18 protein-coding genes are annotated in these 20858 nt (G+C 68.1%); 14 read left to right on the top strand and 4 right to left on the bottom strand.

Going from position 1 to position 20858, the window contains the following annotated elements; genetic code table 11:
- Nucleotides 1-223: 223 nt before the first annotated feature.
- The 7 genes from iolE to ASC46_RS09875 all read left to right on the top strand — a co-directional run bounded on the left by iolE (nt 224) and on the right by ASC46_RS09875 (nt 6773).
- Nucleotides 224-1123: a myo-inosose-2 dehydratase gene (gene iolE, locus ASC46_RS09845; RefSeq protein WP_055459136.1), complete on the top strand. Its 900-nt coding sequence runs from the start codon at nt 224-226 to the stop codon at nt 1121-1123.
- 40 nt (nt 1124-1163) lie between these two features.
- The gene (iolB, locus tag ASC46_RS09850; RefSeq protein WP_055459137.1) at nt 1164-1964 is read left to right on the top strand and encodes a 5-deoxy-glucuronate isomerase; all 801 of its coding nucleotides are present in this window, start codon (nt 1164-1166) and stop codon (nt 1962-1964) included.
- A gap of 183 nt (nt 1965-2147) precedes the next feature.
- The gene (iolG, locus tag ASC46_RS09855; RefSeq protein ID WP_055459138.1) at nt 2148-3134 is read left to right on the top strand and encodes an inositol 2-dehydrogenase; all 987 of its coding nucleotides are present in this window, start codon (nt 2148-2150) and stop codon (nt 3132-3134) included.
- Between the two features lie 112 nt (nt 3135-3246).
- Nucleotides 3247-4785 carry a PAS domain-containing sensor histidine kinase gene (locus ASC46_RS09860; RefSeq protein WP_055459139.1) on the top strand — a complete coding sequence of 513 codons (1539 nt, stop codon included), beginning with the start codon at nt 3247-3249 and terminating at the stop codon, nt 4783-4785.
- Nucleotides 4775-5404 (top strand): response regulator FixJ, encoded by a 630-nt coding sequence (gene fixJ / locus ASC46_RS09865; RefSeq protein WP_055459140.1) that lies wholly within the window; start codon nt 4775-4777, stop codon nt 5402-5404. The genes ASC46_RS09860 and fixJ overlap by 11 nt, the downstream gene beginning before the upstream one ends.
- 136 nt (nt 5405-5540) lie before the next feature.
- Nucleotides 5541-5918, top strand: a complete 378-nt coding sequence (locus ASC46_RS09870; RefSeq protein WP_055459141.1) for a response regulator transcription factor — start codon at nt 5541-5543, stop codon at nt 5916-5918.
- A 177-nt stretch (nt 5919-6095) separates the two neighbouring features.
- On the top strand, nt 6096-6773 hold the full coding sequence (locus ASC46_RS09875; RefSeq protein WP_071924411.1) for a helix-turn-helix domain-containing protein: 678 nt from the start codon (nt 6096-6098) through the stop codon (nt 6771-6773).
- A 385-nt stretch (nt 6774-7158) separates the two neighbouring features.
- On the opposite strand, the gene hemN is transcribed toward ASC46_RS09875, so the two are convergent.
- The gene (gene hemN, locus ASC46_RS09880) at nt 7159-8508 is read right to left on the bottom strand and encodes an oxygen-independent coproporphyrinogen III oxidase (protein WP_055459143.1); all 1350 of its coding nucleotides are present in this window, start codon (nt 8506-8508) and stop codon (nt 7159-7161) included.
- Nucleotides 8509-8595: 87 nt separating this feature from the next.
- Nucleotides 8596-9558, bottom strand: coding sequence for a LysR family transcriptional regulator (locus ASC46_RS09885; protein ID WP_055459144.1), 963 nt, complete (start codon nt 9556-9558; stop codon nt 8596-8598).
- Between the two features lie 263 nt (nt 9559-9821).
- Between ASC46_RS09885 and ASC46_RS09890 the strand changes: the two genes are divergently transcribed.
- From ASC46_RS09890 to ASC46_RS09920, 7 genes are all read left to right on the top strand, one after another.
- Entirely contained in the window at nt 9822-11345 is a 1524-nt protein-coding gene (locus tag ASC46_RS09890; protein WP_055459145.1) for an ABC transporter substrate-binding protein, read from the top strand.
- Between the two features lie 206 nt (nt 11346-11551).
- Nucleotides 11552-12469: an ABC transporter permease gene (locus ASC46_RS09895; protein ID WP_019402429.1), complete on the top strand. Its 918-nt coding sequence runs from the start codon at nt 11552-11554 to the stop codon at nt 12467-12469.
- A 1-nt stretch (nt 12470) separates the two neighbouring features.
- Entirely contained in the window at nt 12471-13367 is an 897-nt protein-coding gene (locus ASC46_RS09900) for an ABC transporter permease (RefSeq protein WP_055459146.1), read from the top strand.
- A gap of 4 nt (nt 13368-13371) precedes the next feature.
- Nucleotides 13372-14355, top strand: coding sequence for an ABC transporter ATP-binding protein (locus ASC46_RS09905; RefSeq protein ID WP_055459147.1), 984 nt, complete (start codon nt 13372-13374; stop codon nt 14353-14355).
- Nucleotides 14352-15320 carry an ABC transporter ATP-binding protein gene (locus tag ASC46_RS09910; RefSeq protein ID WP_055459148.1) on the top strand — a complete coding sequence of 323 codons (969 nt, stop codon included), beginning with the start codon at nt 14352-14354 and terminating at the stop codon, nt 15318-15320. The genes ASC46_RS09905 and ASC46_RS09910 overlap by 4 nt, the downstream gene beginning before the upstream one ends.
- 12 nt (nt 15321-15332) lie before the next feature.
- Nucleotides 15333-16799 (top strand): amidase, encoded by a 1467-nt coding sequence (locus tag ASC46_RS09915; RefSeq protein ID WP_055459149.1) that lies wholly within the window; start codon nt 15333-15335, stop codon nt 16797-16799.
- A 36-nt stretch (nt 16800-16835) separates the two neighbouring features.
- Nucleotides 16836-18224, top strand: a complete 1389-nt coding sequence (locus tag ASC46_RS09920) for a M20 family metallopeptidase (RefSeq protein ID WP_055459150.1) — start codon at nt 16836-16838, stop codon at nt 18222-18224.
- 528 nt (nt 18225-18752) lie between these two features.
- Here the strand turns inward: ASC46_RS09920 and ASC46_RS09925 are convergent.
- The gene (locus tag ASC46_RS09925) at nt 18753-20255 is read right to left on the bottom strand and encodes a tripartite tricarboxylate transporter permease (protein ID WP_055459151.1); all 1503 of its coding nucleotides are present in this window, start codon (nt 20253-20255) and stop codon (nt 18753-18755) included.
- A gap of 7 nt (nt 20256-20262) precedes the next feature.
- Nucleotides 20263-20739: a tripartite tricarboxylate transporter TctB family protein gene (locus ASC46_RS09930; RefSeq protein ID WP_055459152.1), complete on the bottom strand. Its 477-nt coding sequence runs from the start codon at nt 20737-20739 to the stop codon at nt 20263-20265.
- Nucleotides 20740-20858: the final 119 nt, after the last annotated feature.

Here is a 20858-nt window from a genome sequence, read left to right on the forward strand (position 1 = left end):
GTGGCGGCGAGCCTTCGACACGGCTCCGTGCGCAGCGCGCCGGCTCGCGTTCTGCTTCGCTCAATGCATCCGGGGAACAGGCTTCTTCTCAAAGCACACCCCCGTTTCCCGGCCCGAATGCGCGAAGCGCAGGCGAGAGCCGGGAACCAGCGGACAACCCGATGCCCGAGAGGGCATCGCCGCAACCACCTTCAGCCAAACCAGCCCCCACGCGGATAGCGCAATGATCCTCTACGGCACCAATCCCATCGCCTGGTCCAACGACGACGACCAGAGCCTCGGCGCCAATATCAGCCTCGAGCAGTGCCTGAGCGAGGCCGGCAAGATCGGCTTCGACGGTATCGAGAAGGGCCACAAGATGCCCACCGAGCCCGCCGCACTGAAGGCCGCGCTCGCGCCGCACGGGCTTTCCTTCGTCTCCGGCTGGCACTCGCTCAACCTGCTCGCCCATTCGGTGGAGGAGGAGAAGAAGGCGATCAGGCCGCATCTCGACCTGCTGAAAGCCATGGGATGCAAGGTCTGCATCGTCTGCGAGACGTCGAACGCCATCCACGGCAACGACGCGGTGGCGTTGAGCGATCGGCCGGTGCTGCCGGCCGGTGACTGGCAGGCCTTCGGCGCCGCCGTGGAACAGATCGCGCAATATTGCGCCGATGAGGGCATCACCCTCGTCTATCACCACCACATGGGCACCGTGGTGCAGGCGGAGGAGGAGATCGACGCGCTGATGGCGCATACGGGGCCGGCGACGCATCTCCTGCTCGATACCGGCCATTGCTGGTTCGGCGGCGGCGACCCGGCGCGCGTCGCGAAGAAATACATGGACCGGGTCGCCCATATCCACGCCAAGAACGTGCGCCCCGCCATCCGCGCCGAGGTCGAGAAGGAGGGTCTCTCCTTCCTCGAGGGCGTGCGCCGCGGCGTCTTCACCGTTCCGGGCGACCCGGAGGGCGGCGTCGACTTCCCGCCCGTACTCAAGATCGCCGCAGAGCACGGCTATCAGGGATGGCTCGTCATCGAGGCCGAGCAGGATCCGGCCGTGCGCAACCCTTACGAATACCAGTCGATGGGGCTGAAGGCGCTGAAAGCCATGGCGCGCGAGGCGGGGCTGGACAAGGCGTGATGGCAGGAAGAGACAGCCCGGAACAGGCGGAGACGATGCAATGACCCAGCTCTTGCGCAAGCCCACCGGCACGACGGGCAAGGTGCACGACATCACCCCGACGAGCGCCGGATGGGGCTATGTCGGCTTCGGCCTCTACCGGCTCGTGCCCGGCGAGACGGCGGCGGAGCCGACCGGCGACACCGAGGTGATCCTGGTGCTCGTCGAGGGCAAGGCCGAGATCGGCGTCGGCGACAAAAGCTTCGGCGAGCTTGGCGAGCGCCTGAACGTCTTCGAGGGCACGCCGCCGCACGGCGTCTATGCGCCGAACGGCACCACCTGGTCGGCGCGGGCGACGACGCCTTGCACGCTCGCCATCTGCACGGCGCCCGGCAAGGGCGGGCACGAGGCCCGCGTGCTGACCGGCATCGAGAAGGTCACGCGCGGCAAGGGCGCCAACACGCGCTACATCCATCCCATCGCCATGGAGGACAGCGACGTCGCCGACAGCCTGCTGGTGACGGAGGTGTTCACGCCGCAGGGCAACTGGTCGAGCTACCCGCCGCACCGGCACGACGAGGACCGCTATCCCGAGATGACCTATCTCGAGGAGACCTATTACCACCGCCTCAACCCGGCGCAGGGCTTCGGCATTCAGCGTGTCTTCACCGAGGACGGCACGCTCGACGAGACCATGGCGGTGAGCGACGGCGACGTGGTGCTGGTGCCGCGCGGCCACCATCCCTGCGGCACGCCCTACGGCTACGAGATGTACTACCTCAACGTCATGGCGGGCCCGATCCGCAAATGGCGTTTCCAGAACCACCCGGACCACGACTGGATTTTCCAGCGCGACAAGTGATGCAAACGGCCCTCGCCTCCACCGTCATGGCCGGGCTTGTCCCGGCCATCCACGCCTCTGACATAGCTCAGGCTTCAGGGCGTGGATGCCCGCGACAAGCGCGGGCATGACGGTGGGGAAACAGGGCCGTTGGTGTGGCGGCGCGCCGCCAAGATAGAAGCCCCCGACCCAAGGACGACACCCATGCTCAATATCGGACTGCTCGGCGCAGGCCGCATCGGCATCACCCACGCCCGGGCCGTGATCGCCCTCCCCGACGCGCGCATCGCGGCCGTTTTCGATCCCGTCGATGCGGCCGCCGACGCGGCGCAGGCGCTGACGGGGGCGCGGCGCGCCAGCGTCGAGGAGATCATGGCGGACAAGGACATCGCCGCCGTCATCGTGGCGACGCCGACGGACCTGCATGCGACGCAGGTGGAAGAAGCGGCGCGCGCAGGCAAGGCGATCTTCTGCGAGAAGCCGATCGACCTTTCCAGCGCCCGCGCCGAGGCCTGCCTCGCCGTGGTGCGCGAGCACAATGCCAGGCTGATGCTCGGCTTCAACCGCCGCTTCGACCCGAGTTTCGCTCGCCTCAAGGCGGAGGTCGAGGCCGGCGCGGTGGGCAAGGTCGAGCTCGTGCAGATCACGAGCCGCGACCCCGCTCCGCCGCCGGTCGACTACATCAAGCGCTCGGGCGGGCTCTTCCGCGACATGATGATCCACGACTTCGACATGGCGCGCTTCCTGCTCGGCGAGGAGGTGACGGAAGTCTTCGCCACCGGCGCCGCCCTCGTTGATCCTGCCATCGGCGCAGCGGGCGATGTCGACACGGCGACCGCGACACTGAAGACGGCGAGCGGGCGCATCGCCGTCATCACCAATTCGCGCCGGGCGAGCTACGGCTACGACCAGCGCCTCGAGGTGCATGGCGAGAAGGGCATGATCCAGGCGGGCAACGAGACGGCTACGACGCTGACGCGCGCCAATGCGTCCGGCTTCACCAGCGACCCGCTGCTCGACTTCTTCATGCAGCGCTATGCCGAGGCCTACCGGCTCGAGCTCGCGGCCTTCTGCCGGCTGGCGGCTGGCGAAGACATCGCGGTGCCGACGGGCGAGGACGGTCTGGCCGCGCTCAGGCTGGCCGATGCCGCGGTGACGTCGCTGGCCTCCGGCCGGTCGGTCAGGCTCTGATGCGCGCCACGCGTGCGACGCGCCGCCGCAAGGCTGCCACGCACGCGGGACGGTGGCCCCCGGCACCTGAGGGCGTTATACAATCGGCGTGACCGATCATCCGGGGGATCGCTTGACCGACGCCAGCGCCCAATCGGCGCTCGCCGCCTCACGGGGCCGGCGCGCCGAACTTCTGATCGACGCCGTCGCCGACATCGCGCTCTTCGTACTCGACACCGGAGGCGTGATCACGACGGTGAATGCCGGCGCTCGCACCATCACCGGCTGGCGCGAGGACGAACTGCTCGACGAGAACTGGGTGAAGCTGTTCCCGGCCGACGCGGCGGCCGCTGGCCTGCCCGCGGAGGCGCTCGCCGCGGCGGCGGCCGAAGGGCGACACGAATTGCGGCGGCCCTTGCAGCGCAAAGACGGTGGCACCTTCGTCGCGCAGGCCAGCCTGACGCCACTCGGCGACCAGGGCACGCCCATGGGCTTTGCGCTCGTCATCCGCGACATCTCTGCCAGCGCCACGGCGGAGGAAACGCTCAAGGCGCGCGAGGCCCATCTGCGTTCCATCCTCGAGACCGTGCCCGACGCGATGATCGTCATCGACGAGCAGGGCCTGATGCAGTCCTTCAGCGTGGCGGCCGAGCGCCTCTTCGGCCTCTCGGCGGCCGAGGTCATCGGCCGCAACGTCAGCATGCTGATGCCCTCGCCCTACCGCGAGCGGCACGACGGCTACATCGAGCGCTACCTGACGACCGGCGAGCGGCGCATCATCGGCATCGGCCGCGTCGTGGTCGGCCAGCGCAGCGACGGCTCGACCTTCCCGATGGAACTCGCGGTGGGCGAGATGGTGTCAGGCGGAGCGCGTTATTTCACGGGCTTCATCCGCGACCTGACGGAGCGGCAGAAGACGGAGACACGGCTGCAGGAGCTGCAGGCCGAGCTCGTCCACATGTCCCGCTACACGGCCCTCGGCGAGATGGCCTCGACGCTGGCGCACGAGATCAACCAGCCGCTCACCGCCATCACCAACTATCTCAAGGGTTGCCACCGCCTGCTCGGGCAGCTGGAGGGCGAGCGCATCGCGCTGCTGCGCGACGGCGTGAACGAGGCCGCCGAGCAGGCGCTGAGGGCGGGACAGATTATCCGCCATCTGCGCGAGTTCGTCGCCCGCGGCGAGAGCGAGCATCGGCTGGAAAGCCTGCCCAAACTCATCGAGGAGGCGAGCGCGCTTGCCCTCGTCGGCGCCCGGGAAAAGGGCGTGCGCGTGACCTTCGGCCTCGACCCGCAGGCCTCCGAGGTCTTCGCCGACCGAATCCAGATCCAGCAGATCCTGCTCAATCTGATCCGCAACGCCATCGAGGCGATGCAGGATGCCCCCGTGCGCGAGCTTTCGGTCACGACCCGCGCGCTGCCCGACGAGCACCTCGTCGAGATCGCCGTGTCCGACACGGGCACGGGCCTGTCGGAAGAGGTGCGCAACCGCCTCTTCGAGCCCTTCGTGACGACCAAGCAGCACGGCATGGGCGTCGGCCTGTCGATCTGCCGCACGATCGTTGCGGCCCATGGGGGTCGGATCTGGGCAGAGACGGAGGCCGGTGCCGGCACCACGTTCCATTTCACATTGCGGACGGCTGGAGAGGAGGAGTTCATCCATGGCACCTGAGGCGGTGGTTCACGTGGTCGACGACGATCTCGCCGTGCGCCAGTCGCTGTCCTTCCTGCTTGCCTCGGACGGCCTGCCGGTACGCCTGCACGAATCGGCTACCGCCTTCCTCGCGAGCGCCGTGCAAGCTCAGGCGGGCTGCATCGTCACGGACGTACGCATGCCCGGGCTCGACGGCATCGCCTTCCTGCAGGAGCTCAGGCGCCGCGGCAGCACCTTGCCGGTCATCGTCATGACCGGGCACGCGGATGTGCCGCTCGCGATATCCGCGATGAAGGCTGGTGCCGTCGACTTTCTCGAAAAGCCGTTCGACGACGACCTGTTCCTCGCCGCCGTCCGCACTGCGCTCGACCGCAATGCCGAAGAGGCGCGCCGCGTGGCAGAGGCGAGCGCCCTCAACGAGCGCCTCTCGACGCTCAGCGAGCGCGAGCGGCAGGTGCTCGCAGGGCTCGTCGACGGCAAGGCCAACAAGGTCATCGCCTTCGAGCTCGGCATCAGCCCGCGCACGGTCGAGATCTATCGCGCCAACGTGATGGCCAAGATGCAGGCGGCGAGCCTGTCCCAGCTCGTGCGCATGGTCCTCGTCGGCGAGGGCGCCGGCGAGCGCCGGGAAGCGTGAGCCGCGCCGCCGGCGAGGCGGCGAGTAGGTAGATTTCCGTAATTGGAGCATGGCCCGGTCTTGAGGCACATCAAGCCGTTGCTCGCGTCGACGGCGTAGGGTGTTCCCAATCGCCAAGACCATACGGGACGTGTTGATGTCGCTGGTTGGGGGGCCTGTCCTCATCGTCGATGACGATGCGGCGGTCCGCGCCTCGCTCAAATTCGCGCTGGAGCTCGAAGGGCTCGATGTGCGCCTCTACGAAAGCGCCCCGCAGCTTCTGGCGGAGAAGGCGCTTCCGCCGCACGGCTGCATCGTGGTCGACTATTCGATGCCCGGCATGAGCGGGCTCGAGCTCATCGATGCCCTGCGCCTGCGCCACATCGGCCTGCCCGCCATTCTCATCTCCGGCAAGGTCAATGACGACCTGCGCCGCCAGGCGGAGCGCCACGGCTTCCGCCAGGTGCTAGAGAAGCCGCTCGAAGACAGTCAGTTGCTCGACGGCATCCGCACGGCCCTCGCCGACTCACCCTGATCCTCCCTCATTCCTTCCTGAAGGCCGGTGCCGGCGTGGCACCGGCTAGGCGTGCCATTGGGCTGCGACAGGCGGTCATCAGGGGTTTCCCTTAGGTATCGAGCGGAATTTTCCGCATGCCGCGTCCGGGCTACCCATCATGCAACAAGTCATTTGGGTGCCCTCGAGGAGGTGCAGATGCAGATCGTGATGAACACCCCCGCCGCCAGGCACTTCGACGCAGCCGTCCTGTCCCGCGCCGCGGTCGCGCAGGGCCGGCGCCCGGCCGGCGTCGGCTCCGTGCGGACCCTCGACAAGGACGAGGAGCTGTTCGCCGAGGGCGATCCGGCCGTGTCCTTCTACAGGGTCACCCAGGGGGTCGTGCGCACGTCGAAACTCCTCAGCGACGGCCGGCGGCAGATCGACGCCTTCCACTTCCCGGGCGACGTCTTCGGCGTCGAAGCCGGCGCCGAGCACCGCTTCAGCGCCGAGGCGGCCAGCGCCGCCACCGTCGTCGCCTACCGCCGGCGCGATCTCGACGACCTCCTCTTCGACGAGACCTTCTCGCGCGAGGTGCTCGGCGCGATGATGCATGCGCTCGAGCGGGCCCAGCGCCACATGCTGCTGCTCGGCCGCAAGTCCGCCATCGAGAAGATCGCAACATTCCTCGTCGACATGGCCGAGCGGCTCGCCGGCGCCGATGCCGTCGAGCTCCCCATGTCGCGGCTCGACATCGCCGACCACCTGGGCCTCACCATCGAGACCGTGTCGCGCTCGCTGACCGAGCTCGAGCGCAAGGGCATCATCGACGTACCGGCCAGCCGCCGCACGATCGTCCTGCGCGACAAGGCGGCTCTCGCCCGTCTCAACGGTTGACCTCCAGTCCCTCTCGGCTCTGCCGGGCCGGCCCTTGATCGTCCGAAAGGTGGCAGACCCTTTCGGACGATTTTTTTGACTTTCCGGAGCGCTGGCAGCGCGCGGTACCGGCCGCCCACTTTGGAGCCGTGCAGATTACTTTGGAGCCGTGCAGATTCTTGCGCTGGTTCCCGGATCGCATTCCGCTATCGCTGCTGCGTCCGGGAAACGAGGTTGTGCGGCGTAGGCTGCGCATGGTCTGGCCGAAGGGTTGCCCTCCACCACGGAACATCCTCGCCCCCGGACGCACCGCAGCATGAAATGATGCGGTACTGAGCCGGGGTCCACCCGCCGGCGCTTCGCTCAACGCGTCCGGGAAAGGCCTGCGTGCGGGGCGTCCCTCTCCTCACACCGCGCGGCTGTGGGCGCGGCCGCCCTGGCCGAGATAGGCGTCGAAGGCGGCGGCGATGGTGCGCACGAGGAAGCGGGCCTCGTCGGGCACGCGCACGACATGGCCTTCGATGCGGGCGAGCCCGTCGCGGACCACGTCGCCGAGCCGCGGCGCGTTCATGAGCGGCGCCGGATCCGTGCCGTGCCGGGCGCAGATGGCACCCACGTCGACGGCCAAATCGCACATGAGACGCTCGATGATGTCGGCCCGCAGCCGGTCGTCGGCGGTCAGGGCGTAGCCCTTGACGGTGGCGAGGCCCCTCTCCCCAATCAGCCTGGAATAGCGGCGCGGCAGCGGCTCGTTCTGCACATAGCCCTGGGGCAGGCGGCCGATGGCGGAGGCGCCGAAGCCGACGAGCACGTCGCAGGCGTCGCTCGTATAGCCCTGGAAATTGCGGTGCAGGCGCCCTTCCCGCTCGGCGATGGAGAGTTCGTCGTCCGGCAGGGCATAATGGTCGAAGCCGATGCGGCGGTAGCCGCCCGCGCACAGGACCTCGGCGATCGCCTCTGCCTGCCGCCGCCGCTCGGCGCCGTTCGGCAAAGCCGCCTCGTCGATGAGGCGCTGGTGCGGCTTGAAGGATGGAACGTGCGCATAGCCGAAGACGGATAAGCGCGCCGGCCGCAGCGCCAGGCACTGGCGCGCCGTCTCGCGGCAGGATTGCACGGTCTGGTGCGGCAGGCCGTAGATCAGGTCGAAATTGACGGCCGTGATGCCCGCTTCGTGCAGCATCTCGACCGAGGCGGCCGTGACGGCATAGCTCTGCACACGGTTGATGGCTTGCTGCACCACGGGGTCGAAGCTCTGCACGCCGAGGCTGGCGCGGTTGACGCCGCCCTCGCCGAGGGCCTGCGCCATCGGCCGCTCGAGGCGCCGCGGATCGATCTCGACGGCGACTTCAGCATCGGGGCCGAGATCGAAGCGCCGACGCAGCAGTGCCATCAGCGCCAGGAACTCATGCGGCGCGACGATCGTCGGCGTGCCGCCGCCGAAATGCACGTGGCCGACCGTCAGGGGATGCGGCACGCAACCGGCCACCGTGTCGATCTCTCGGCAGAGCTCGGCGACATAGGCCGAGATCGGCGCATCCGAGCGCATCACGGTGGTGTTGCAGCCGCAATACCAGCACATCTGCCGGCAGAACGGCACGTGCAGATAGAGCGAGGCCGACAGATCCGGCGACAGTTCGCCCAGCCAGCGCGCATAGACGTCTGCCGTCACGGCATCCGAGAAATGCGGAGCGGTGGGGTAGCTCGTATAGCGCGGCAGGCGCTCGTCGCCATAGGCGGACGCCTTGTCCTCGTTCATCGACCAACCTCTCGAACGACTTGCCGGCGCGAAGGCCCGGCGTTGCCCGACCATGACGGCACGCCCGGCGGACGTCCTTGCGGTTGATCAAATCTCGGCTTCCGCCTCCGTATGCGCGAGATAGACGAGGAAGCCGAGCACCTGCGACAGCGCGGCAAGGTCGTTGTCGATATGTTCGCTGAGGAAGGCGACGAAGGCCTCGGCCGCCGTCGGCAGGGTGCGATCCAGCATGGTCTGGATCTCGAAGCGGCGGCGATGAAGGAACTCGGAGCGCACCGGGCGGGCAACGAGACGGCCCGAAAGGAGCCCCGAGACCATCGACAAGGGCGAAGCGACGAGCACCCCGCCCTTCGTCTCGACGAAGCGGCGCTGCGCGGAGACGAAATTGGTGATGAGCACCGGCTCCAGCGCCACACCCTCGTCGGCGCAGGCCATGTCGACGAGCTGGCGCAGCGTCGTGTTTGCCTCCGACAAGGTGACGGGATGGTCGCGCAGGTCGTGCAGCGTCAGACTCTCGCGGACGGCGAGCGGATGGTCCGGCGTCATCACGGCAAGGATCGGCGCCGGCCAGGCGCGCTGCACCTTGACGTCCGGCGACGGCGCGAGGCCGAAGGTGACGCCGATGTCGACATCGCCGTTCTGCACGAGGCGCGTCACCGCCGTGAACGGGACGACCGCGAGGTCAAACCGGATGCCCTCGTAGCGGCGGCGGAAGGCGACGATCGCCTCGGGCATCATGTCGAGCGCGAAGCCCTCCGTCGTCGCGATCCGCACCTCGCCGCGGGCGAGACCCTCGAGCTCGCGGATGCGGCCCACCACCCGCTCGCCTTCCAGCGCCATGCGCCGCGCATAGGTGGCGAGTAGGCGGCCGGCCTCGCTCAGTACCATGCCGCGCGGCCGCCGCTCGAACAGGCGGCTGCCGAGGTCGCGCTCAAGCTTGGCGATCTGCCGCGAGACGGCGGAGGCGGCCACGTTGAGCCGGCTCGACGCCTCGCTCACCGAGCCGGTGCGCACCACCTCCAGAAAATAGCGCAGGGCCGTGCCTTGCATGACGCCTTACCCTCTGCCTTGCCAAATCGGCAATGAAAGTTTCGAAACAATATAATTGCAGAAAGTGTAGTCGTGTTCTGAAAATATGCACTCGGACCGGCTTGGCCGGCTCGCAACGGAGGAGGGCGAAAATGTCCCCTCCAGCCAAGGGAACGGGGAACAGCCGGTCAGAGCCGGTGACGGAGCCGCCGCGCGCGAGAGGCGCAGGCGCTGCGTCATAATTGGCGTCGGGGTTGCCACGTTCCGCCAGAAAGAGGGTGAACATGCGCAACCTGATCAAGCTCACGACCCTTGCCGCGGTCAGCGCCCTGGCGCTCTCCGCGCCGGCCTTCGCCGGCAAGAGCGACAATTCCGTCGTCATGGCCTATGACCAGGCGCCGGAAAGCGTCGATCCGTTCTTCAACAACGTCCGCATCGGCGTGATCATCGGTCAGCACGTCTGGGACACGCTGATCTACCGCGATCCCATCACGAACGACTACAAGGGCCAGCTCGCCAAGAGCTGGAAATGGGTCGACGACCGCACGCTCGAGGTCGAGCTGCGCCAGGGCATCAAGTTCCACAACGGAGAGGAATTCGACGCCGACGACGTCGTCTACACGCTGAACTTCGTCTCGAAGCCCGAGAACAAGGTCACCACCCAGCAGAACGTCAGCTGGATCGAGAAGGCCGAGAAGCTCGACAAATACAAAGTCCGCATCACGACCAAGAAGGTCTTCCCCGCGGCCATCGAATATCTCGCCGGGCCGGTGGTGATCCACCCGAACGAATATTACGAGAAGGTCGGCCCGGCCGGCCAGAACGACAAGCCGGTCGGCTCCGGCCCCTACAAGGTGACGGAATACGTCCCCGGCAAGTCGATCGTGCTCGAGACGAACCCGGATTATTTCGCCGATTCGCCGAAGCCGAAGCCCACGATCGGGAAGGTCGAGATCCGCTTCATCCCGGACCGGCAGACGCAGATGGCCGAGGCCATCTCGGGCGGCGTCGACTTCATCATGCACGTGCCGAAGGACCAGGCCGAGCAGCTCGAGGCCGCGCCCCACCTGCAGGTCGTCTCGGGCGAGACGATGCGCATCGTCTTCATGCAGATGAATTCGCAGGAGGGCACGCCCGCCCCCGCGCTCAAGGACGAGCGCGTGCGCAAGGCCATCATCCACGCCATCGACCGCGAGACGATGGTGAAGGAGATCGTCGGCAAGGGCTCGCGCGTCATCAACACGATCTGCTTCCCCTCGCAGTTCGGCTGCACCGACCACGGCGCGCCGAAGTATCCGTACGACCCGGAGAAGGCCAAGGCGCTCCTCGCCGAAGCGGGCTTTCCCAACGGGCTCGAGCTCGACATCGTCGCCTATCGTGAGCGCAACCAGACGGAAGCCATCATCGGCTACCTGCAGGCGGTCGGCATCAAGGCCAACCTGCGCTTCCTGCAATATGCCGCGATGCGCGAGCAGATCCGCGGCAACAAGGCGATGCTGACGCACCAGACCTGGGGCTCGTTCTCGGTCAACGACGTCTCGGCCTCGACGCCGGTCTATTTCGCCATGGGCGACGACGACATCTCGCGCGATCCTGAAGTGCGTGACGCGCTGAACAAGGGCGACAACTCGGTCGACCCGGCCGTGCGCAACGCCTCCTACAAGGAAGCGCTGACCCGCATCGCCGAGAAGGCCTATGCCGTGCCGCTCTATTCGCTGCCGGTCTATTACGTCGCCACGGCAGACCTCGACTTCCGCGCCTATCCGGACGAGATGCCGCGCTTCTGGGAAATGACCTGGAAGAAGTAAGGACCGCCCGAGTAGCTGGGGACTGTTCCAGCTGAACGTCGGAGCGTGCGCGCCCTGTTCCCTCCCCCCTTGTGGGGAGGGTTAGGGAGGGGGGCGGTGCCAAACGAACGGCGGCACACTCGCCGGTGACGACCCCCACCCCTACCCCTCCCCACAAGGGGAGGGGAGTTGGCGCCCAACCGGAGCAAGAGCCCGGAGAACGGCCCATGATCGGCTATATTCTGAAACGACTGGGGCTGGCGCTGCTCGTCGCGCTCGCCGTCTCGGCCATCGCCTTCTTCCTCTTGCGCATGTCGGGCGATGTCGCCATCGCGATCGCCGGCGAGGGCGCGCGGCAGGAGGACATCGAGCTCGTGCGGCGCACCTACGGCCTCGACCGGCCCCTCGTGGTGCAATATGTCGAGTGGCTGTGGAACACGCTCCGGGGTGACTTCGGCACGTCGATCTACTTCAAGACCGATGTCGCCACGCTCGTCTTCGCCAAGCTGCCGACGACGCTGCTGCTCGGCGTCCTCTCCCTCGGCTTCGCGCTCCTCGTCTCGATCCCGCTCGGCGTGCTCGCCGCCGTCTATGCCAACAGCTGGATCGACCGCCTGGCGCTCGCCATCGCCGTCGTCGGGCAGGCGCTGCCCAACTTCTTCTTCGCCCTCATCCTCGTGATGCTGTTCTCCATCACGCTGCGCTGGCTGCCGGTCTCGGGCTCGAAGACATGGGCGAATTTCATCATGCCGACCATCGCGCTCGGCTATTACGTCGCGCCGGCCTTCATGCGGCTCATCCGCGCCGGCATGATCGAGGTGCTGTCGGCGGACTACATCCGCACCGCCCGCGCCAAGGGCCTGCCGACGCGCAAGGTCATCTTCAAGCACGCCCTGCGCAACGCGGTGGTGCCGGTCGTCGCCCTCACGGCCGTGCAGCTCGGCTTCCTGCTCGGCGGCTCGGTGGTCATCGAGACCATCTTCGCCCTCGATGGGCTCGGCTACCTCGCCTACCAGAGCATCACCTTCAAGGATTTTCCCGTGATGCAGGTGATCGTCCTCATGCTCTCCGTCCTCTACGTTCTGCTGACGCTCGCGGCGGATATCGCGAACGCCTGGCTCGACCCGCGCATCCGGGTGGCATGACATGACGAGCGAACCGCTTTCCCTGCCCGCCGCGGCAGAGCCCACCGCCTACTCCCGCCTCATGCGCCGCGTGCTGGGGCAGAAGGCCTTCGTCATTGGCATCGGTATCGTCGCCGCCATCGTGCTCATCGCGCTCCTTGCGCCGGTGCTCGCGCCGCACGATCCCTATCTGCAGAACCTCAGCGCCCGCAACGTGCCGCCCTTCTGGTACGCCAAGGGCTCCTGGGTCCACCCGCTGGGCACCGACCAGCTCGGGCGCGACTATCTCTCGCGCGTCATCTACGGCGCGCGCATCTCGCTGCTCATCGGCATCAGCGTCGTCATCATCTCCGGCCTCATCGGCACGACGCTGGGGCTCGCGGCCGGCTATTTCGGCGGCAAGGTCGACATGCTCGTCACCTTCCTCGTCACCACGCGCCTGTCGATGCCGGTGATCCTCGTGGCGCTCGCCGTCGTCGCCATGATCGGCGGCTCGCTGTGGATCGTCATCCTGGTGCTCGGCTTCCTGAAATGGGACCGCTTCGCCGTCGTCATGCGCAGCGCGACGCAACAGGTGCGCTCGCTCGACTATGTGGCGGCGGCGGAGGCGGCCGGCGCCTCGACGACGCGCATCGTCCTGGGCGAAGTGCTGCCCAACATCGCCCCGCACCTCATCGTCGTCGCGACTCTGGAGGCGGCGAGCGCCATCCTGCTCGAAGCCGCCCTCTCCTTCCTCGGCCTCGGCGTGCAGCCGCCCCTGCCCTCCTGGGGCCTGATGATCTCGGAGGCGAAGGCCTACATGTTCTTCTCCTTCTGGCTCATCGCCATCCCCGGCACGGCGCTGGCGCTGCTCATCTTCGCCATCAACCTCGCCGGCGACGGCCTGCGCGACATCATCGCCCCCGAAGGACGGAGCTGACGGCATGGCCAATTCCAGCGACATCGTTCTCGAGGTCGACGGCCTCAGCGTCGACATCAGGACCGCGGGCGGCACGCTGCACGCCGTGCGCGACATCTCCTTTTCCGTGAAGCGCGGCGAGACGCTCTGCCTCGTCGGTGAATCGGGCTGCGGCAAGTCCATGACCTCGCTCGCGATCATGGACCTCCTGCCGAAGGCCGCGACGAAGACGGCGCGGCGTCTCGCCTTCGCGGGCGAGGACCTGTCGCGCGCCGGCAAGGGCCGCATCAACGCGCTGCGCGGCAACAGCATGTCGATGATCTTTCAGGAGCCGATGACGGCGCTCAACCCCGCCTACACCATCGGCAATCAGCTTGTCGAAGCCTATTGCCTGCACAAGAAGGCCTCGGAGGTGGAGGCGCGCGAGCGCGCCGTCTTCCTGCTCGGCAAGGTCGGCATCGCCAATGCCGCCGAGCGCCTCGGGCAATATCCGCACCAGCTCTCGGGCGGCCTGCGCCAGCGTGTCATGATCGCCATGGCGCTGATGTGCGGGCCGGAACTGCTCATCGCCGACGAGCCGACGACGGCGCTCGACGTCACCATCCAGGCCCAGATCCTGCGCCTGCTCGCCGACCTGCAGCGGGAGCTCGGCATCGCCATGGTGCTGATCACGCACGACCTCGGCATCGTGGCGCGCATCGCCGACCGGGTGGCGGTGATGTACGCCGGCCAGATCGTGGAGGAGGGCCCGACAGCCTCCCTCTTCAACGCCCCGCGCCATCCCTACACGCAGGGGCTGATCGCGTGTATCCCTGTGCCCGGCCGCACCGAGCCCGGCGGGCGCCTCGGCGTCATTCCCGGCGTCGTGCCCTCGCTCGTCGGGGAGGTGCGCGGCTGCAGCTTCCGTGATCGCTGCACCAAGGCCCAACAGGCCTGCCTCGACGCCCCGCCCGTGCGCGAGACCGCGGACGGCCACCGCTGGCGCTGCATCCTGGAGAACGCGGCATGACGGCTCTCATCGAAGCGCACGACCTCACCCGCTCCTTCGAGGTGAGCCGTGGCATGTTCAAGGGCAAGCGCACGCTCCATGCCGTGAACGGCATCTCGCTCGACATCCGCCAGGGCGAGGTGCTCGCCATCGTCGGAGAATCCGGCTGCGGCAAGTCCACCCTCGCGCGCATGCTGCTCGGCCTCCTGCCGCCGAGTGCCGGCGCGATCACGCTCGAGGGGCAGGACATCCGCAGCCTCGGCCGCAAGGGCATGGCCCGGCGCGTGCAGCCGGTGTTCCAGGATCCCTATTCCTCGCTCAATCCGCGCCGCACCATCGCCTCCATCGTGGCCTTGCCGCTCGAGGTGCACGGCATCGGCACGGCGGCCGAGCGGCGGAAGATGACGATCGAGATGCTCGACAAGGTCGGACTGCCGCAGCGCTTCGCCGACCGCTATCCGCGTGAGCTGTCCGGCGGCCAGCGCCAGCGCGTCGCCATCGCGCGCGCGCTCGTCATGAAGCCCGAGGTGGTCGTCTGCGACGAGCCGACCTCGGCGCTCGACGTGTCGGTGCAGTCGCAGATCCTCAACCTCCTGATGGACCTCAGGCGCGAGCTCAACCTCACCTATGTCTTCATCAGCCACAACCTCGCCGTCGTCGAGCACATCGCGACGCGCGTCGCGGTGATGTATCTTGGCCGCGTCGTCGAGCTCGCCGAGACGGCGGCGCTCTTCAAGGCCCCGCGCCATCCCTACACCAAGGCGCTGCTCGCCTCGGTGCTGACGCCGGAGCCCGGGCTCGGCATCCCGGACACGGGGCTCGGCATCGCCTTTCCCGACCCGCTCAACCCGCCCTCGGGCTGCCCCTTCCACCCGCGCTGCCCCGAGCGGCTGCCGCAATGCGCGAGCGTGGTGCCGCAGATCCTGCGCGACGAGACGGGCGCCGTCGCCTGCCATCTCCACGGGCAAGGCCCGGCGCCCCACTGAAGGAGAGGCGCCATGCGCCTTGCTGCAGCGAACCCGACGGGCGACATCACCGGCAAGGCGCCGGAGCTGTGCCGCCTCGACGCCGGAACGCTCGCCCGTCTCGTAAAGCGGCGGGACGTCTCGGCGCGCGAGGTGATCGGCGCCTTTCTCGACCATATCGCGGCGATCAACCCGACCTACAACGCCATCGTGTCCCTGCGCCCGCGCGCGGACATCCTCGCCGAGGCGGATGCGGCGGACGCTGCGCTCGCCAGGGGCGAGGCGGCGGGTCCGCTACACGGCCTACCGCAGGCCATCAAGGACCTCGCGCCGACGAAGGGCCTCACCACCACCTTCGGCTCGCCGCTCTTCGCCGATTTCGTGCCGCCGGCCGATGCCATCGCGGTGGCCCGCATGCGCGCCGCCGGTGCCATCATCATCGGCAAGACGAACACCCCGGAATTCGGCCTCGGCTCGCACACCTACAACCCCGTCTTCGGCGCGACCCGCAACGCCTATGCGCCCGCCCGCACGGCCGGCGGGTCGAGCGGCGGGGCGGCCGTGGCGCTCGCCACGCGCATGCTGCCCGTCGCCGATGGCAGCGACTTCGGCGGCTCGCTGCGCAACCCGGCTGCCTACAACAACATCTTCGGCTTCCGCCCGTCCCAGGGCCGCGTGCCGAGCCTGCCCGCGCCGGAAGGCTTCTTCACCCAGCTCGGCACCGAGGGGCCGATGGCGCGCAATGCGGCGGACCTCGCGCGGCTCCTTTCCGTCCAGGCGGGGCACGATCCGCGCGCGCCGCTGTCGCTCGACGGCAGCGGGCACGACTACGAAGCCGCGCTCGATACCGACCTCAAGGGCAAGCGCATCGCCTGGCTCGGCGACCTTAGCGGGCACCTTGCCATGGAGGACGGCATCCTCGCCCTGTGCGAGGGCGGCCTGCGGCTGAGCGCCGATGCCGGCCTCGTCGTCGAGCCACACGTGCCGGCCTTCGACTTCGAGGCCCTGTGGCAGGCCTTCGTCGCGCTGCGCCATTTCATGGTCGGCGGCAAGCTGAAGGCGCTCTACGACGATCCGGAGAAGCGCGAGAAGCTCAAGTTCGCCGTGCGCTGGGAGATCGAGGGCGGCCAGCGGCTGAGCGCCTACGCGCTCTACGAGGCGAGCACCGTACGCTCGGCCTGGTACGCGAGCGTGCTCAGGCTCTTCGAGCACTTCGACTATCTCGCCCTGCCGACGGCGCAGGTCTTCCCCTTCCCCCTGGAGGAGGAATGGCCGCAGACGATCGCCGGCCGGACGATGGACAGCTACCACCGCTGGATGGAAGTGGTGGCCCCCGTCACCCTCTCCGGCTGCCCCGCCGTCTCGGTTCCCGTCGGCTTCAACGCGGCTGGCCTGCCCATGGGCATGCAGCTCGTCGGGCGGCCGCGCGACGACCTCTCCGTGCTGCAGCTCGTGCGCGCCTACGAGCAGGTCTCTCCCTTTCCGGCAGTGGCGCCGTGAGCCCCGCCGTTCCACCCGCAAGGAGTGCCAGACACCATGACCCGTGAAGCGGCCATCGCCCGCGCCGAAGACTACTTCGATTCTGGAGCCCTCAAGACCGACCTGGCGCGCCTCGTCGCCATGCCGACAGAGAGCCAGAACCCGGAGCGCGCGCCCGTGCTGCGCGACTATCTCGTCAAGGAGATGGTGCCTGCCCTCGAGGCGCTGGGCTTCGCCTGCCGCCTCCTCGAGCACCCGAAGGCGCGCGCCCCCTTCCTCTATGCCGAGCGCATCGAGGATCCCGCCCTGCCGACCATCTTCGGCTACGGCCACGGCGACGTCATCCGCGGCCTCGACAAAGACTGGAAGGAGGGTCTCTCGCCCTGGCAGTTGACGGAGGTGGGCGACCGCTGGTACGGCCGCGGCGTCGTCGACAACAAGGGCCAGCACGTCATCAACATCGCGGCGCTGAAGGCCGTCTTGCAGACGCGCGGCAAGCTGGGCTTCAACGCCAAGTATCTCATCGAGATGGGCGAGGAGATGGGCTCGCCCGGCCTGCGCGAGCTCTGCGCCGAGCAGAAGGAGCTGTTCAGGGCGGACGTGCTCATCGGCTCGGACGGGCCGCGGCTCAACGCCGAGCGGCCAACGGTCTTCCTCGGCTCGCGCGGCGGCGTGACCTTCGACGTGACGATCGACGCCCGCGAGGGCGGCCACCATTCCGGCAATTGGGGCGGCCTCCTGTCGGATCCCGCCATCCAGCTCGCCCACGCCATCTCCACCATCGTCTCGCCGACGGGGCAGATCCGCATCCACGAATGGGTGCCGAAGGAGCTGCCCGAGAGCGTGCGCCGCGTGCTCGCCGACTGTGAGGTGGATGGCGGCCCGGACGGCCCGACCATCGATCCCGAATGGGGCGAGCCCGGCCTCAGCCCGGCCGAGCAGGTCTTCGGCTGGTGCTCCTTCGACGTGCTCGCCATGAAGGCCGGCAATCCCGAGACGCCGGTCAATGCCGTGCCGCCCAAGGCCTGGGCGCGCTGCCAGCTGCGCTTCGTCGTCGGCGTGGATCCCGAGGAGGTGCTGCCGGCCCTGCGGCGCCACCTCGCTCGGCACGGCTTCACGATGGTCAAGGTCGAGAAGAGCCGCGACGAGATCTTCCACGCCACCCGGCTCGATCCGGAGGACCCGTGGGTGACCTGGGCGGTCGGCTCCATCGCGCAGACCACCGGCAAGAAGCCGGCGATCCTGCCCAATCTCGGCGGCTCGCTGCCCAACGACATCTTTTCCGAGGTGCTCGGCCTGCGCACTATCTGGGTGCCGCACTCCTACCCCGGCTGCTCGCAACATGCGCCGAACGAGCACCTGCCGGTCGCGATCGCGCGCGAGGCTCTCGGCCTCATGGCCGGGCTCTACTGGGATCTCGGCACGGGTAAGACGCCGCCGGTGTGAGGCGACCGGCGAGGAGCCGCCGCCGCGTGATGCCCGCGCCCGCCGCGGGCATCCAGGCCGTGACGCTCGCGCGGGATTGAAAGGCGTGGATGGCCGGGACAAGCCCGGCCAAGACGGGTGGAGAGGTTGTGCCACGCTCCCCGCTCCGTTTGCGCAGCCGTCTCCACGTCATGCCCGCGCTCGTCGCGGGCATCCACGCCGCCGACGCTCGCGCAGCGGGGTTGAAAGGCGTGGATGGCCTCCCTCAAGCCCAATCGATGCGATGATGATCTTCATCTCCCCGAACAGCCTTCGGCGCTGTCTCCGGGCTGAACAACGAGCCCGGACGTGACGACCGAGGGGCGACCCGCAGTCGCGCAACCGCGTTTCCCGGACCCATGCAGCGAAGCGGAATGCGAGCCGGGAACCAGCGCAAGAACTTGCCGAAGGCGCGAATGAATAGGCCCCGGATCGGCGCCGCATCGTGTCAGGCTGCGGCGTGTCCGGGGCACAAGGTTCTTCTGCTTGGGGAGCCGGGACCCCTCCCCGTCACGCCGCGTTCGCCGCCGGGCGCCGCATGCGCCGCAGCGCCATGCCGATGAGCGGGCTCAGCACCACGAGGATGGTGAAGACGCCGAGCGCGCCGGCAATCGGCCGCTCGAAGAAGGCGAGGAAGCTGCCGTCCGACTTGATCATCGAGGTCACGAAGTTCTCCTCGATCATCGGCCCGAGCACGATGCCGAGGATGCATGGCGCAACGGGAATGTCGTTCTCCTCCATGAGGAAGCCGAGCACGCCGAAGGCGAGCATGATGACGATGCCGTAGGCCGTGTTGTTGACGGCGAAGGCACCAACCATCGAGAAGCCGAGGATGAGCGGCATCAGCACGCGCCGCGGCACGCGCAGGATGACCGTTGCCCCCTTCATGACCGCCCAGCCGAGCGGGATCATGAAGAGATTGGCGAGGATGAAGATGAGGAAGACGGCGTAGATGCTCTCGGGATTGTTGATGAAGAGCGTCGGTCCGGGGTTGAGCCCCTTGATGAAGAGCACACCGATGACAACGGCCGTGATGGAATCGCCCGGAATGCCGAAGACGAGCGCCGGCACCCACGCGCCGCCAAGGGCCGCATTGTTGGCCGACGTGCTCTCGACGATGCCCTCGACATGGCCCTTGCCGAACTTCTCGGGCGTCTTCGAAAACTTCTTCGACATCGCATAGGCGACCCAGGCGGCAATGTCCGCTCCCGCGCCGGGCAGGATGCCGATGGCCGTGCCGAGCGTGTTGCCCCGCACCTGCTGGCGCCAGTAGGTCTTGATCATCCCGCCCCAGTTGCGGAACAGGTTGCCGACCCGGCTCTGCGTCACCTTGAGGTCGGTTGCGCCATGCACCATGGCCCGCAGCACCTCGGAGACCGCGAAGAGGCCGATCATCGCCGGGATGAAGTCGATGCCGCCCATCAGCTCCGTATAGCCGAAGGTGAAGCGCGGCACGCCGGCCGGGTTGTTGAGGCCGACGGTGGCGACCAGCAGGCCGATGAAGAGGCTGATGAGGCCCTTCAGGGGCGAGACCGCGCCGATGAAGATGGCGCAGGTGAGGCCCAGCACCGCGAGCCAGAAATATTCGAAGGACGAGAACCGGAGGGCCACCTCGGCAAGGGCCGGCGCGGCGACGATGAGGACGGCCGTGCCGAACAGGCCGCCGATGGCCGAGAACAGGAGGTTGGCGCCGAGCGCCGTCTCCGCCTCGCCCTTGCGCGTCATGGCGTAGGCCTCGTCCGTATAGGCGGCGGAGGCGGGCGTGCCGGGAATGCGCAGCAGGGTGCTCGGAATGTCGCCGGCGAAGATGGCCATGGCCGAGCAGGCGATCATCGCGCCGACGGCCGGCAGGGGGTCCATGAAGAAGGTGATCGGCACGAGCAGCGCGATCGCCATCGTCGCCGTCAGGCCCGGGATGGCGCCGATGACCATGCCGAAGGCCGAGGCGAGCAGGACGGAAATGAGCACGCCCGGCGTGGCGACGAGCCCGAAGGCTTTCTCGATGGCTTGCATGGGCGCCTCAGAGGAACGGTGCGAGCAATCCGCGTGGCAGCGGAACGCGCATCAGAACGACAAAGAGCTGATAGATCACGAGGATCGTTGCCGCACTGACGAGGAGCGCCACCCACCAGCGCACGCCCAGCATGAGCATGCCCACCATCAGCACGATCGCCATCGCGGGAATGAAGCCGATGCGGTCCGCGAACAGGCAATAGCCGACGACGAGCGCTATCGTTGCCAACCCCTTCGTCCAGCCGGCCGACGTGATACCGGCCATGCTGTGCTCCAGATCAACCGCGGCGAGCGAGGCCCTGCGCCGCCAGGCGCCGAAGGCGAGGAGGATGCCGCAGATCGCGAGCGCACCCGCGATCAGCACCGGGAAGACGGCGGCGCCATATTCCTGGCCGGGAATGGCGGGGAAGGACTGCGCGTGCAGGATGACCGCCACCCCGAGCATCGTCAGGATGAAACCGATGATGATGTCCGACTTGACCATGAACGGTAACTCGCGGCGCCTGATGAATGGTGCGGGCCGGATCGAACCGGTTGCCCGTGGCAGGCGCGGGCCATGCCCCGGGCAACCTCGATGACGCGCCTGATTGTGAGGCGCCTGAC

The sequence above is a fragment of the Chelatococcus sambhunathii genome, assembly GCF_001418005.1.
Classification (GTDB): Bacteria; Pseudomonadota; Alphaproteobacteria; order Rhizobiales; family Beijerinckiaceae; genus Chelatococcus_A; species Chelatococcus_A sambhunathii.